A 14069-nucleotide genomic window follows, 5' to 3' on the forward strand; every position below is an offset into this window, starting at 1 on the left:
ATCAGCCGGGCTCTTGGGTGGCTTTCACGGGGAGGACGACCGTGAAGGTACTACCCTCTTCCGGGGTGCTCTCCACCTCGATGAACCCGCCCAGGGAATCCACGAGACCCTTGACGATGGGCAGCCCGAGTCCCGTACCGGTTATGTGCCTCGTCTTCTCGTTTTTCACCCGGTAGAATCGGTCGAAGATCTTGTCGAGATGCCTCGGTTCTATTCCAAACCCGTTATCTATGACTTCCACGCGGATGTTGATTCCGGCAAGCTCGGCCCTTACCCTGATTGCTCCCCCCTCCTGGGTATAGTTGATGGCATTGGTTATGAGATTTCCGAAGATGCTTTCCAGTGCCAGGGGATCAGCGGTGATCTGGGGGAGGGGTTTGTCCGGTAGTTCGAGGAGCAGGGATTGATTCCGGCTCTTTGCCCTGGCAAGCAGAAAATCGATGACCCCTTCGAGGATCTCCTCGAGCTGGACCTGCTTGGGCTCCTGAGCCACGATCCCCGCCTCGATTCGGGACAGATCGAGGAGATCCCCGATGAGGGCAATCAGTCCCTGGGTCTTTTCTTTGGCCCGGGACAGAATGTACTGGTCGTTTTTGGAGGTCTGCCCCACTACGTCCGTAAGGACGAGGGCCAGCTGTTCGTGGATCGTTGAAAGAGGAGATCTGAGCTCGTGGGAGACCTTGGCCACGAACTCTGACTTGAGTCGATCCAGGGCCTTCATCTCTGTAATGTCCACGACGTTGACCACGGCCCCCAGGCATTCCTTCCTTTCACCCAGAACAGGATGGCCCCTTGCGAGCAGGTACTTCTCGTTGGGCAGGGCGAGCTCGTAGGTGGGGATATCGTCAAAATCCACATGTTTTCCCTGGGAGATCTCCATGACGAGATTGCAGAGCCCGGGGTCGGTGACATACCTGTCTATCTGATCCCCAGGCCCCCGGTCAGGGGAGAGGTCGAGGAGTTGTCGGAAGGCCGGGTTCATGAGAACTACCTGCCCCCTGGCGTTTGTCACCACCACCCCGTCCGGAAGGGATTGGAGAATCGTATGGAGGCGGCTCTTCTCCGTGTCCAGATCAGAGAGGGTTCTCCTCCGCTCCTCTTCGAGTTTCTCTGCTTCCCTGGTGAGACGGAACTTTTCCAGCGCCCTGTTCACCACGATCCGCAACTGGTCGGGCTCGAAGGGTTTGGGGATGAAGTCGTAGGCCCCCTGTTTCATCGCCTCGATTGCCGTCTCCACCGTGGCATACCCGGTAATCACGATGACCAGAATCGTGTCATCCATCTCCCGGATCCGCCTGAGCACCTCCATCCCATCCATGCCCGGCATCTTCATGTCGAGGAGGACGATGGAGGCCCTCTCCTTCTCGAGAACCGCAAGCGCCTCTTCTCCCTGGGCAGCGGTGAGAACCTGGCAGTTCATCCGGCTGAGGATTCTCTGAGAGCCCTCTCTGATGCCCTCTTCATCATCCACAACCAGGACTCGCGGGGCGCCGGGGTTACTCTCCATCTCCACTGTCTCCGCTATCGGGCCGGGTAAGGGGGAGTTCGATTACGAAGGTGGTACCTTCGCCCGGTCGACTCCTTGCCGTGATGCGGCCGCCGTGGTTCTCCACGATGCCGTACACCAGGCTGAGCCCCAGGCCCGTGCCCTTTCCCTCTTCTTTGGTGGTAAAAAAGGGCTCGAAAATCTGCGGCAGGATCTCCTCGGGTATGCCCGGCCCCGTGTCCGTGATCTCGATGATCACCCCTTCGCCGTCAGGGGAGAGACGGGTTTTCAGTGTAAGGGTCCCCTTTCCCTCCATCGCCTCGACGGCATTGAGAATGATGTTCATGAACATGTGGTTGAGCTGTTGGATGTCCCCCTGGACAGGGGGGAGGGAGGGACTCAGTTGCTTCTCTATCTCTATGTTCTGAAAGATGGCCTGGTTCTCCAGGAGAAAGAGGGTCCTCGAGATGGCGCGGTTTATGTCGTGGGGACGCATCTCCTGGCGGGTCTGCCGGGCGAACTCGAGGAGTTCCTTGACCGTGTCGCGGCACCTCTGGGCGTCCTTGAGGATGCGCTCGAGGTCCTGCCGGGCCCCGTCTTCAAGTTGGTACTCCTCGAGGGCGAGTTTGGCAAAGAGGGTGATCCCTCCCAGGGGGTTGTTGAGCTGGTGAGCTACACCGGCGGCGAGTTTTCCGAGTGAGGCCATCTTCTCGGACTGGAGCAGCTGGAGTTGGGTCTTTTCCAGCGCCTCTTTCATTCTCAGGGTCTCGCGGAGATCGTGAAAGAACCCGATGGTGGCTACCTCCCGGTCCCCTTCGCACACGATGGCCGCGTTGAGGCTGATTGGGATCGCCTCGCCGTCTTTTCTCAGAAGATCGACCTGATAGGATTTGAGCTTTCCCCTGCCCCCATAATCTTCGCTGCGAAGCTTCTGCATTACGTCTCGTGCGCCGTCGCCGGGATAGATATCCCGGATGTTGAGGCGGTGGAGGGCCTCCTCTATGGTGTAGCCCAGGATCTCTGAGGCGGCGTCGTTGAAGATGAGGATTCTCCCGGTCTTGTCTGATGCGATGACACCGTCAACGGAGCTCAGGATCAGGTTCCGCAAGAAGGCGCTGGACCGGTGGAGGCTCTCCTCGAGCTTACCCAGGATGGGGAGGTCGAAATCCAGGACCGCGACAGCCTCGACCGTCTTTCCCGAGAAGATGGGGTAGGCGTAAAGACACGAGATAACCTCCTCCTGGGGACAGTGCTGGCCTTCTCTTAGGACGGGCTTACCGGTCCTCATGGTCTCCATTGCGGGACAGTTCTCACAGGGACAGGAGAGACCGTTGTAGACCTGGTGGCAGCGTTTGCCGAGAACCCGGGATCCCCCTTCCCGAGCAGCCTCCCTTGTGGTTGCAAGGATTTCACAGTCGGGCGAGACGACCACGACGTTATGTTTGAAAGCGTAGAGAGCCCGGAGGAGGTATTCTCTCTGTCGATCCACCTGCATTTCTCTTCCCATTGGGAAAGCGACCTTTGAAAGGTTACCGGTAAACCGCCGATCCTGTCAAGGGTCACAAAGATCGGCCGGGGCTTGTGAAAAAATATACTTGAATTAGCCCTTGAAATGAGTTAATTTACTGCTGACCTACTCGCCCCAGACAGAAGAACAACTGGGATTCTCCGACCATCGATAGGCCCCCTGAAAGAGGGATAGCAAGTTCAGGGGGCTGGCGCGTTAATTTCCATGAGGAAAGGGCAATACAGATGAAATCAGAGAGTCATCTCGAAAAGGTATTGGAAGCCGGGCATTTTGCCTTTACGGGTGAACTCGGACCGCCCCGTGGAGCCAATGTTGAAGCCGTGAGAAAGAAGGCAGGCCATTTGAAGGGAATGGTCGATGCCGTGAACATAACCGACAACCAGACCGCCGTGGTCCGGTTGTCGAGCTGGGCGACATCGCTGATCGTGCTCGAGGAGGGCCTCGAACCGAATTTCCAGATGACCTGCCGGGACAGGAACCGCCTGGCCATGCAGGCCGACATTCTCGGGGCCTACGCCCTTGGCATCAGGAACATGCTCTGTCTCACCGGCGACCACCAGCAGTTCGGAGACCATCCGAAGTCGAAGGGCGTATTCGACATCGACTCCATCCAGTTGATCAGCATGGTGAAGACCATGCGGGACGAGGGCAAGTTCCTGAACGGTGTCGAGATCGACGTTCCTCCAAAGGTATTTATCGGGGCTGCGGCCAACCCTTTCGGTGAGCCCTTCGAGTGGCGCGTGCACCGTCTGGCCAAGAAAATCGCGGCGGGTGCAGACTTCATTCAGACCCAGTGCATCTACAACATGGACAAGTTCAGGGAGTGGATTCGCCAGGCAAACGACATGGGATTGACGGAAAAGGTCTATATCCTGGCCGGCGTCACCCCGCTCAAGAGTGTAGGTATGGCAAAATACATGAAAACAAGCGTTCCCGGTCTGGACGTGCCCGACGAATACATAAAACGCCTTCAAGGGGTGGAGAAGAAGAAGGCCGCAGAAGAGGGTATCAAGATCGCCTGCGAACAGATAGAGCAGTTCAAGGATATGAAGGGAGTGGCCGGTGTGCACCTCATGGCGATTGAGTGGGAGCATAGGGTACCGGAGATCGCCGAGCGGGCCAAGGTGTTGCCCAGGCCCCAGGTGTAGGAAGGGCCTGGTCTGGTTGGGCCTGGGGAAGGGGCTTCTTTCCCGCTGAGGTGCGGCAGGCAGCGAGATCAGAGAACAAGGGGGCATCGATGTACGATTTTGTTCGTGGACCGCTGGTGTGGGTGGCTTTTGCGGTTTTCTTCGGAGGGCTGGTCTTTCAGGCCCTTCGATTCTTCAGCCTCACCAGAAAGAGGGATCGGGTTTTTCTCCCTGCAGGTATGCAGAGACGGGGAGGAGAGTCGGCCGGGCCCTCGAGAAACTGGCTTCGCTCTCTCAGGTTCACCATCATAGGGACCCACCCGGTCATGACCGTTGTCACCTCTGTCTTCCATGTCTGCCTCTTCGTGACCCCGATTTTTCTTCTGGCCCACAGCATCCTCTTTTACGAATCCTGGGGCATAGGGATATGGAGCTTTTCCGAATCCACGACAGAGGTGCTCACGATCGTCTTTCTTGCGTGTGGAGTCTTCTTTCTTCTTAGACGGATACTTCTCCGGCGGGTGCGGGCGATCACGACGGCTTATGACTATATAATTCTATTTGTCACGGTTGCTCCTTTTCTGTCAGGTTTCTTTGCCTACCACCAGTGGTTCGACTACAAGACCATGGTCATCGCTCATATCCTGACAGGGGAGTTGATGCTGGTGGTGATACCCTTCACCAAGTTGGGACACATGCTCTTCTTCTTCCTCTACCGTTTTCTTATCGGTAGTGAGTACAGCTTTGGACAGGGAAGCAGGACGTGGTAGGGGAAGAGAATCTGGGTAGACCGGGGGCGAGTGAATGGCTGAGCAAACAAAGGCATCCGTAGAAACCGGGAAGATCAAAGCGATGCTCGATCGCAGAAAGGGGAAGATGAAGCTTCTCCTTTCTCACTGTGCCCACTGCAGTATCTGTGCAGAGAGCTGTTTTCTCTACACGGCCCATCACGGTGATCCCCAGTACATGCCGTCCTACAAGGCGATTTTCTCGCTGGGAAGGCTATACAAGAAGAGGGGGAGAGTCGACAGGGGATTTCTGGAGGAGATAAAGGGGATCGTGTGGAGAAACTGCGTTCTCTGCCGCCGTTGCTACTGCCCCATCGGCATCGATATCCCAAGCATGATCGCCTTTGCTCGTTCCATCTGCCGATCCCAGGGGGTGTACCCGGATTTTGAGGAACCGGAGCACAGGGAAAGCTGGCTCTGAGCCGGGAAACAGGCCTGGGGCTGACCGGTCAACGGCGAAAAAGGCGGCTCTTGAAGGGAAGGGAGATATGAAGAAGAGGCAGTTCGTATGGTTTCTTGTCGGTCTTTTTGTAGTCGTCACCGGATCGATCCTCCAGGGACAACCGGAGAAGATCGTGCTCGATCATGACAAAGCCTTCAAGAAAAGGCAGCGCCCCCCGGTCGTCTTCCCCCATGAAGCCCACATGGCCGACCTCTCCTGCACGGACTGCCACCACCGATATGAGAAGGGCAGGAACGTACTCGACGAGAGCGAACTGGAGGAGGGAAACGCCGACATCCTGTGTTCCCACTGCCATGATCGGAGAGCCTCGGTCGGTTTGAGGGAGGCCTTTCACCGCCAGTGCATCGGGTGCCACAGACAGACCCACACGGAGGGGGCCAGGACAGGGCCCAGGCTCTGCGGGGAGTGCCATCGACGGGGTTGATAGGGTCAGCGGTTGTCGATATGGAGAAAGGATCGGAGCGTACGTTGCGGAGGGAGAGAGATGATTGTTGGAGAGAGAAAGCCTCTTGAAGAGATCAAGGAGATGATCAAGGGTTACAGGCGACTCCTCGATGTGGGTTGCGGCGGGTGTACATCTGTCTGCCTGGCCGGAGGGCAGAAAGAGGTCGAGATCCTCAACAGAGACCTGAAGGAGGCGTTGAAAACCGACGGCCTCTCCGTTGAAATAGACGGCTATACCATCGAAAGGCAGTGCAACGCAGACTTTTTCACAGAATTGGACGAGATGGTCGGGCAGTACGACGCCGTCCTTTCCCTTGCATGCGGTGCGGGCGTCCAGTTCGTGGCCGAGCGGTATCCGGAAAAACCCGTATTTCCCGGTCTCAACACGGTCTTTGTGGGCGTGGACCGAAACATCGGGTGGTTTGAGGAGAACTGCCGGACCTGCGGGGAGTGTGTGCTCGGTGAGACAGGCGGCATCTGTCCGGTAACCAGGTGTGCCAAGGGGCTCTTCAACGGGCCCTGCGGCGGGACGACACTTGACGGCAAGTGCGAGGTCAACAACGACGTCCCCTGCGCCTGGTACGAGATCTACCAGCGTCTCAAGAAGCAGGGGAGGCTGGAGAACATCCTCAAGATCAAACCTGCAAGGGACTGGGAGAATCAGACCCAGAGGAGCCTGATTCAGGAGGCTTACAAGAAGAGGTACATAAAAGAGCAGTAAGGTATCAGCAGTGCAGGAGATCCGCCGGGAGCAATCAGTGCCCCGATCTTGCGGGGGCGCTTCTGCGGCCGAGAACGGTCCGCCATGGACCGTGCCCTGAAATGATCTCCCAATCTACTCCCTCCTTTCCGAGCCTCCGGAGTATTCCATCTCCTTGACTCACAAAAAACCCCGAAAGAACGCTCCATTCCTTGTGGAAGAAATCCCCCGTGTCGAGCAGGCGGTCGAGAACCCCGTGGGGGAGATTGCAGCATATCAGGTCTCCCTCCCGGCGGACGAAGTCTTCGGCCTTCCCCCTCGTCACGTGGATCCTTGCCTCTTCCCGGTTTAGCGCCACGTTTCTCCTCGCCGTTTTCACGGCCAGGGGATTGTGATCGACGGCGAGAACCCTCTGGGCTCCCAGCTTCGCACAGGCCAGGGCCAGGATTCCGGTGCCTGTCCCGAGGTCGATCACGGTGCGGGGCCGTGCCTGCTCGTAGATCCTCCGTATGGCCTCCAGACAATCCCGGGTCGTGGGGTGGAGGCCGGTTCCAAAGACAACAGAGGGGTCGAGGAGTACGGGGATCTCATCCGGAGCCGGGGACGCCTCTTCCCAGGGAGGGACAAAGAGGATCTTGCCCACCCGAAAGGGCCGGATCTCGTCTCCTGCCTGCCAGTCGAGATAGTCGAGGGTGAATCGATCGATCAGGTGGAGGGCCGGGCGGGCCATGAGAATCGACTGGACAGCCTCGTCTCTGGCCCGGGAGAAAAAGAGAAAGCTATGATCCCCCTCCCACCATGCTCCGATGTAATCCGGGGGGAAGGCCGCCTCGTCCTGGTCTATGGGGCCGTCGACCTCGTAGATATAGAGCTTATCGTAGGGGACCATCGATACTCGGCAAAAAAGTGTCTAGTACCTGTTGTTCATCAGGTAGTACGGAGCCTTCTCGATACGTTCCATATCCTCATACCAGGGATCGAAATAGCCGGCAACGGCTCTTTTCAGGTCGGCAAACGGCTTGTTGTTCTCCCTGAACTCCTCAGCATATCGCTTCGGAAGAGATTCCCTGAGCTTGCGGATTACCTCCTCCCGATCCAGCCTGGTCAATCTGCGGTTCTTGAGGATGATCTCGCCGCCGACCAATACCGTATCGACATCGGCGGCACGCCCCCGGTAGATCAGGAGATCGATCGGACTATGATCGGGGTAAACAAAGGGCTCGCTCATTCTCTTCAGGTCCAAAAGCACTATGTCGGCCTGTTTTCCCTTCTCCAGGGTACCGGTAATGTCCGAAAAGCCGAGCACGGAGGCACCGTACCGGGTGCCCATCCTGAAACAATCCACCGGCAGGAGATGTTCTGAATCGAGGCGATGGGATGCCAGGCGATGGAGTTTGGAGGCCACTCGCATCTCCTCGATAAAATCCTTATCGTCACCGAGTTCCTTATCGTCCATGCCGATCCCGACGACAACCCCTTTTCTCAGCAGAGCGAAGACCGGTGCGATCCCGTTGCGGACACGCAGGTTGCAGCTCGGATGATGGGTTACGGAAGTCCCTGTCTCGGAAAGGAGGGCTATGTCCCTTTCCGAGAGCCAGACGCAATGACCGCATGTAACGTTTTCTCCCAGGAAGGCCAGGTCGTGAAGATGCTCCAGAAGGGACTTACCGTACCTGTTCAGCCCGTAAAGCTTCTGAAGCTGGGTCTGGAGGGTATGGATATGAATCCGCATAGCGTGGGCCGCCGCGTGATTCTTGACTTCCACAAGGGCCTCGTCTGCCACCCATTGAGGCGAGAGGGGGCCGTGCATAATCCGGACCCGTTGAGAATCATAGGCATTTCTCAGATCCGTTACCGCCTTGAGATACTCCCTCAGATCGAAGCGGCCGATCCTCCGGAGAATGCGCCCACACAATTGCCGTGTCGGCCTGGGCAGGGATGTTAGGAAGGCTTCATTGTCGCCGTAGACAAAGACGTTCTGCGTGATGAGGGTGGGAGCAAAGGCGAGGCGCAGCCCGCTCTCGAGATAAGCCCTGATCGTCGTTGAGAACTCATCATAGTACTCGTCTGCGTTGACCAGGTCGTGGTTGTGCATGGTCGTTGTCACTCCGGATTCGATTAGCTTGATGGCGGTCCAGAGGGTATCGTAGTAACGATCGATCTCCGGATATGTCCGGAATTTCCAGGTCTCCAGGGTATTGTCAATGGCCCCCCGTTGAAAATCCGTGATTCCCTTGCCATGGCCGTGGGCATTGACAAAACCGGGTGTGACCAGATGTTCGGAAGAGCCGATCATCTCGTCGGCCGTATGCCTCTTGGTAATTTCCGCAAAGGTTCCAACATCGGCGACCTTGTCGTTTTCAACAAGCAGTGCTCCGGAAGGAATCACCTTTTCCGGATCAACGACCAAGTATTTGCCATAGATGATTTTCCTGGCCATGCAGCATCTCCTCTTTGAATCTTAACGGTGTTTCTTCGAGGACGCCCGGCAATGTCGAAGGCGACCCTGTCGTCCGGCAAAGACCAGGGGTATGAAACCGAATGGAGAAACATGGACGGGCTATGCCAATCCCTGGTCTTTGTGCTTCTTCGCGATGGTCGCAGCCAGATTCTCGAGAGCCCTAAAATCGGCCTCTGACGGCAGGCCCTTGACAAGGACGGGTTCGATCAGTTCTGCCTTGAGATTAGGAATCATCCCTGCCAGTATCTCCACGGTCCTACCCCCCCACCCGTAGGAGCCGATGATGGAAATGAACTTGGCCTTGGGGCGCAGTGCGTTGGCCAGGAAGGCACCATAGACCGCGTTGGGATGAGGGCCTGCGAGAACCGTTGGAGTACCGATAACTATGGTACCGGCGTCAACGAGAGCGATCGCGAGTTTACCTATGTCTGTTACGGCCAAATCGAACTTCTCGACGTTGACACCGTTTTCTACAAGCGATGAGATAAGGAAGTCGACCATCTGACCTGTACTGCCGTGCATAGAGATGTAGGGCAGGACCACCGAGTTCCGGGGAGGCCCGTCGACCCAGTCACGATAGGCGTTTAGGATAAAGGGAGGGCTGGGATAGATCGGCCCGTGACTGGGCGCTATGAGAGCTATGTCGTAGGGAGCGATTTTGTCGAGATTCTTGGTGATCGTGCTCCGGAAGGGCATCATTATCTCGGCATAGTAACGTTTCGCTGCCTCGTAGACCCGCGCTTCGTCGGAAACGTGGAGATGACTCGTGGCGATGTGAGATCCGAAAAAATCGCAGCTGAACAGGATTCTGTCTTCCCTCAAGTAGGCAACCATCGTCTCGGGCCAGTGTACCCAGGGCGTATGTATGAACTCGAGGGTCTTGTCCCCGAGAGAGATCGTCTCACCGTCGGTGACGGTAACGAAAGATCCCTCGGGTACGCGCAGGAGGTCGATGAGCATCCCTTTTGCCTTGGGGCTGCAAACCAACCGGGCGTCAGGATACCTGGCGAGCACTTGGGGGATGGCGCCTGAGTGGTCCTGTTCCGCATGGAGCGAAACCAGGTAATCGACCTTCGAAACGCCCTCAAGCTGCCCGAGCAGCTCACCCGCCCTTGAGGGGTCGACCGTGTCGACCAAGGCGGTCTTCTCGCTACCCTCGACGAGATATGCATTGTAGCTTGTTCCGTCTGGGAGGGGTATGAGCGAGTCGAAGAGACGTCTGTCCCAGTCGAGGGAACCCATCCAGTAAACGTTGTCGGTGATTTTCCTTGGTTTCATGATCTCTCCTCAAATGAATTCCGGGCCTTTCGGCCATCGGTGCCAGGCCTTGTCTCCTGCCCGGTTCCGCATCTTAAGCACTGCGCGGGGTTCGGAATCGAGTATCGCTCGCGACCTCCACCGCAACGAGAAGGCCGATCTCCTTGGAGCTGCCACGGTCTCGAATGGGAGGCGTGGCCTAATCCTTATCTTACCTAATCTCTCGAAGAGCCGGCAACCCGGTCCCCAAGGGTATTCTCGCATTCCTCCCTGCCTTGAAGGGTCCGGTCCAAGGGGGAAGAGCAGGCTCCAAGGGTGCCTCTCAGTGAGAGTTTCTCTTTTGACCGAGGACCTGGATCAGCCCTAATACAAGGAGTGCAACTGCTGCAGCGAAGGCAACGCCGCTTATCGTTGCCTTCGCCAGGATAGATGACTTCACCCTGTTCCAGTTATTGAGCCGGACGGACACATCCTCGGAGACGACACGGTATTGTTCGCCGTCCCCTCGAAGCTCCCGCCGGGTGCAGCGCCTCCTCAGGTTGCACGGCCGCCCAGGCGAAACACGATATACGGGAGTATCAGAATCCACAACAGAAATACCGACCACATTCGTCCGGCCAGTATGTTGTAATCAAGGAGCAGCTTTTCCCAGGAGTGCCCCGCAACGTAGCGGCCGAATGTGAATTCGAACCCGGCTGTAAGGACAGCCCAGATTCCGCCTATCACTAGAGCCACGGTTCCCGATCGTATCGGGAAGTACTGGGCGAAGACGCCCGCTGCGACACCTGTCAAGATCATTGCCAGTACGGTTGACACTTGGTGTGCGCACAGATCCGACATGGAATGTCCGTAGGTCTTCTCGCGAACGATTCCGTTGGCGACGGCGACTGCCAACAATACGAGCCAAAAGACAGCGTAGATGCGGATCATTCCGTTCAGACCCCTCGATGCCGAGGTCGCTTCATTGATCAGCCGCAATGAGTACGATCGGAATACGGACAGGAAAACGAATCTCACAGGGGATTACCCATGTATTCCGATCAAGTACCACCACCGGTGCATTGCAAATGAAAGCAACGCAAAAAATCCCCATGTGGTTGAGTATCGTCAAGACCTCTTTCTTGGAAGCGGTCGGATTCTTTGCTCAGGGAGCGCAACGGACCATACCGTGGATTTCGTGCCCGTAGGGTCTGCCGTACAGAGGCACGTCCAGGCCTGGGGTAGAGCCCTGATCAGTGGAGCTCTATGCCGGGAATGCCGTTTCGGATCTGCCGGCGTCCGGAATGGGTTATTCGCGTTCCCGTGATATCGAGTCTCTCCAGGTTCCTCAACTTCAGAATATGGGGTACGCTGTTATCAGAAATGCCCGTCCTGTTGAGGAACAGCTTCCTGAGATTCGTCAGACCCGCAATATGGACCATGCCGGCGTCAGTGAGCCTGGTATTGGAGAGGTTGAGTATCTCCAGCCGTGAAAGACCTGCCAGATATTCTATGCCGCTGTCGGTTATGTTTGCCGCAGTCAGCACCAGAGACTTCATTTCTCTCAGGTTCTTCAAGAAGGCCATCCCGGCATCGGTTATCCTGGAATTGGGAATGTTCAGCGTAGTCAGCCTAACGAGACCTGCCACATTGCTCAGGCCTGCATCATTTGTCCACGTGGGAAGGGCGAGTGTTTCCAGATTGTTCAATACCTTCAGGTGCACCATGTTAGCATTACTGATAAGCACCTGAGTACTCACCCCGTTGATCGAGCCGTACATTTGTAGTCGAAGCGTCTTGAGATTTCTCATTCGATCCAGGGTCAGGTTGTAGTTCAGAGATTTCAACCAATTCTGAGCGGCCCTCTCCGCTCTGGCTTCGGAATCAAGGGATTTGGGAATTACGCGCTCTTGGATAAGGGTTGGATGCGCCTCTTTTTTCCCCGCCACACCCTGATCGTGCACCACGGCGACAAAGAGCGAAACCAACACACAAACCAGCATCCACTTCCTCATGGTAAGTCCTCCTCTGGAGATCTCCATTCTTTCAATTCTCCCCGACGTCAGGTGCATCGTAGCTGAGAAAGCAAGCACGGACATCTTGTTCCGTGGGCCGTTGTATCCTTCAACCATCTCGTTCTCGGTATGGGTCGTCCTCCCGTGACTCCCCAATCCCGGCGCCAATTTCAAGAGCCTCCGCCATCCGGCCCCCTCTTCAATTGCTGTCTCCCCTTCTTGTTTTTCTGAGCCTTCTCCAGAATGATTTATAGAGAAAACTGTTCTCGTCCAGTTCGCAGAGTTGTCTATACATCAACTTGTTTACTGTGAAGGCGAGAATGTGGGGAGGCAGATGTTCTCTCATAGCAATATCGGTCGCGCCGATAACCGCCCTGGGAATGTCCGGGCTGAAGTTCCCGAACAACGCCGCCAACTGCCCGCAGCCCGATCCGAAAGCGCTGATTGTTGGATTGATGTTTACGGAGGCATTGTTATATTCGGTTCCCAGCAGCAAGAGGCTTAGCTGATCAGGGTCGACAAAGAAGGTAACAGTCTTCAGAAAGTCGTATTGCTCATCCCTCAAAGGCCCTATCACAACGTATTCATTCTCAATCCGGTAAGGTTCTTGATTTTCGAGCCATTGTTCCATCAGCTCTTGTGAGGACTTGAAGCCCTCCCTCTCATTGAGAACCCTCGCCAGATTCCTGCGGGTCGTGAATTCATGGCCGCCAACCCAGTAAGCGCCACCCCGGCAAGTGCAATTGCCCTCGGAAATGCAGATGCTTTCCCCCTGTAGCCAATTCTTGTAACAGGAAAAGATACAGTCTGTGGGTTCGGCAAAGGGCTCAAAAGGTTTAGGGTCGGGCACATCATAGAATCCGACAAGCGGGGTCGTTATTCCCGCTGTTTCCAGTAACCTGGTTGGGTCAGGTGGCATACTTGTCCTCAATAGCGCCGCCTAGTACTTCCCGATGAACTCCTTGCCCGTTTCGATGAGGGGATCGCCGGGTTTCCATCCGGCGGGTGCCGCTTTTCCCGGGTTCGCCCTGACCGCCTGCATCGCCTTGATCTGGCGAATCAGCTCGTCAACGTTCCGCCCGACCGGGTCGGCTAGCACTTCCACCGCCTGGACGACGCCGTCAGGGTCGACTATGAAACGGGCTCTGCGGTTCAAACCCGAAAACCTGTTCCACACCCCATACGCCCGGGAAACGCTGCCGCTCGGATCGGAGGCCATCACGTACCAAACGTTCTTCACCGTGGGCGATGTCTTCTTCCACATCCAATGCGAGAAATGAGTGTCTGTACTGATCGCGATGACCTCTACACCCAAGGCCTTCAGTTCCGTTTTCGCGGCTGCGACCGCAGCCAACTCCGTGGGTCAGACAAAGGTAAAGTCCGCCGGATAGAAGCAGACCACGCGCAACTTACCATTGAAATCGGACAACTTGACCATCTTTATCTCGTCGCCAACCACTGCAGGCAACTCGAAGTTGATGGCGTGCTCGCCGGGCAGCGGCATCCGCGAGGATACCGTTGCCTCCGCGCTCTCCGCCGGCCCCGCAGCGGCCGACTGCTCCGACGGCGTCCCGCAGGCACCGAGAACCTGCGCATTCACCACACCCGGCAGGAGAACCCACATGGTACAGGCCATTGCCCACACCACGAAGGTCCGGGAATGAAGGCAAGCATTCCACATACGGTTCATTGTTACCTCCTTTTCTTGGGGTATGCTCTCTTACCTCGCCAAGCACAAAAGCAAACCCCCATCGGCCGCCGAGTGCCATACCCATAGGACAGAAAAAGACAGCCGATAGAATGTGGATTCCTATTGTATCT

General features: G+C 56.5%; 15 protein-coding genes. 5 read left to right on the forward strand and 10 right to left on the reverse strand.

Annotation, left to right across the window (positions count from 1 at the left end):
* Position 1: 1 nt before the first annotated feature.
* Positions 2-1507, reverse strand: a complete 1506-nt coding sequence (locus JRJ26_12000; GenBank protein MBW2058207.1) for a response regulator — start codon at positions 1505-1507, stop codon at positions 2-4.
* Positions 1497-2981 carry a PAS domain S-box protein gene (locus tag JRJ26_12005; GenBank protein MBW2058208.1) on the reverse strand — a complete coding sequence of 495 codons (1485 nt, stop codon included), beginning with the start codon at positions 2979-2981 and terminating at the stop codon, positions 1497-1499. Before JRJ26_12005 ends, JRJ26_12000 begins: the two co-directional genes overlap by 11 nt.
* 257 nt (positions 2982-3238) lie before the next feature.
* Between JRJ26_12005 and JRJ26_12010 the strand changes: the two genes are divergently transcribed.
* The 5 genes from JRJ26_12010 (at position 3239) to JRJ26_12030 (ending at position 6557) form a co-directional block, all read left to right on the forward strand.
* Positions 3239-4162 carry a methylenetetrahydrofolate reductase gene (locus JRJ26_12010; GenBank protein MBW2058209.1) on the forward strand — a complete coding sequence of 308 codons (924 nt, stop codon included), beginning with the start codon at positions 3239-3241 and terminating at the stop codon, positions 4160-4162.
* An 89-nt stretch (positions 4163-4251) separates the two neighbouring features.
* On the forward strand, positions 4252-4911 hold the full coding sequence (locus JRJ26_12015; GenBank protein ID MBW2058210.1) for a hypothetical protein: 660 nt from the start codon (positions 4252-4254) through the stop codon (positions 4909-4911).
* Positions 4912-4945: 34 nt separating this feature from the next.
* Positions 4946-5350 (forward strand): (Fe-S)-binding protein, encoded by a 405-nt coding sequence (locus tag JRJ26_12020; GenBank protein ID MBW2058211.1) that lies wholly within the window; start codon positions 4946-4948, stop codon positions 5348-5350.
* A gap of 67 nt (positions 5351-5417) precedes the next feature.
* Positions 5418-5816 (forward strand): cytochrome c3 family protein, encoded by a 399-nt coding sequence (locus JRJ26_12025; GenBank protein ID MBW2058212.1) that lies wholly within the window; start codon positions 5418-5420, stop codon positions 5814-5816.
* A gap of 60 nt (positions 5817-5876) precedes the next feature.
* Positions 5877-6557, forward strand: coding sequence for a methylenetetrahydrofolate reductase C-terminal domain-containing protein (locus JRJ26_12030; GenBank protein MBW2058213.1), 681 nt, complete (start codon positions 5877-5879; stop codon positions 6555-6557).
* A gap of 34 nt (positions 6558-6591) precedes the next feature.
* Here JRJ26_12030 and JRJ26_12035 read toward each other — a convergent pair whose 3' ends face one another.
* From JRJ26_12035 to JRJ26_12070, 8 genes are all read right to left on the reverse strand, one after another.
* Positions 6592-7425 (reverse strand): 50S ribosomal protein L11 methyltransferase, encoded by an 834-nt coding sequence (locus JRJ26_12035; protein ID MBW2058214.1) that lies wholly within the window; start codon positions 7423-7425, stop codon positions 6592-6594.
* 21 nt (positions 7426-7446) lie between these two features.
* A complete protein-coding gene (locus JRJ26_12040; protein MBW2058215.1) occupies positions 7447-8976 on the reverse strand; it encodes an amidohydrolase family protein in 1530 nt (509 codons plus the stop codon).
* 120 nt (positions 8977-9096) lie between these two features.
* Positions 9097-10275, reverse strand: a complete 1179-nt coding sequence (locus tag JRJ26_12045) for an FprA family A-type flavoprotein (GenBank protein ID MBW2058216.1) — start codon at positions 10273-10275, stop codon at positions 9097-9099.
* A gap of 513 nt (positions 10276-10788) precedes the next feature.
* Positions 10789-11184 carry a hypothetical protein gene (locus tag JRJ26_12050; protein ID MBW2058217.1) on the reverse strand — a complete coding sequence of 132 codons (396 nt, stop codon included), beginning with the start codon at positions 11182-11184 and terminating at the stop codon, positions 10789-10791.
* A gap of 302 nt (positions 11185-11486) precedes the next feature.
* Positions 11487-12275, reverse strand: coding sequence for a hypothetical protein (locus JRJ26_12055; protein ID MBW2058218.1), 789 nt, complete (start codon positions 12273-12275; stop codon positions 11487-11489).
* Between the two features lie 172 nt (positions 12276-12447).
* Positions 12448-13167, reverse strand: coding sequence for a DUF169 domain-containing protein (locus JRJ26_12060; GenBank protein MBW2058219.1), 720 nt, complete (start codon positions 13165-13167; stop codon positions 12448-12450).
* A 21-nt stretch (positions 13168-13188) separates the two neighbouring features.
* Positions 13189-13602 (reverse strand): redoxin domain-containing protein, encoded by a 414-nt coding sequence (locus tag JRJ26_12065; protein MBW2058220.1) that lies wholly within the window; start codon positions 13600-13602, stop codon positions 13189-13191.
* A gap of 9 nt (positions 13603-13611) precedes the next feature.
* Positions 13612-13929 (reverse strand): redoxin domain-containing protein, encoded by a 318-nt coding sequence (locus tag JRJ26_12070; GenBank protein MBW2058221.1) that lies wholly within the window; start codon positions 13927-13929, stop codon positions 13612-13614.
* Positions 13930-14069 lie beyond the last annotated feature (140 nt).

Source organism: Deltaproteobacteria bacterium (assembly GCA_019308905.1).
Taxonomy (GTDB): domain Bacteria; phylum Desulfobacterota; class BSN033; order WVXP01; family WVXP01; genus JAFDHF01.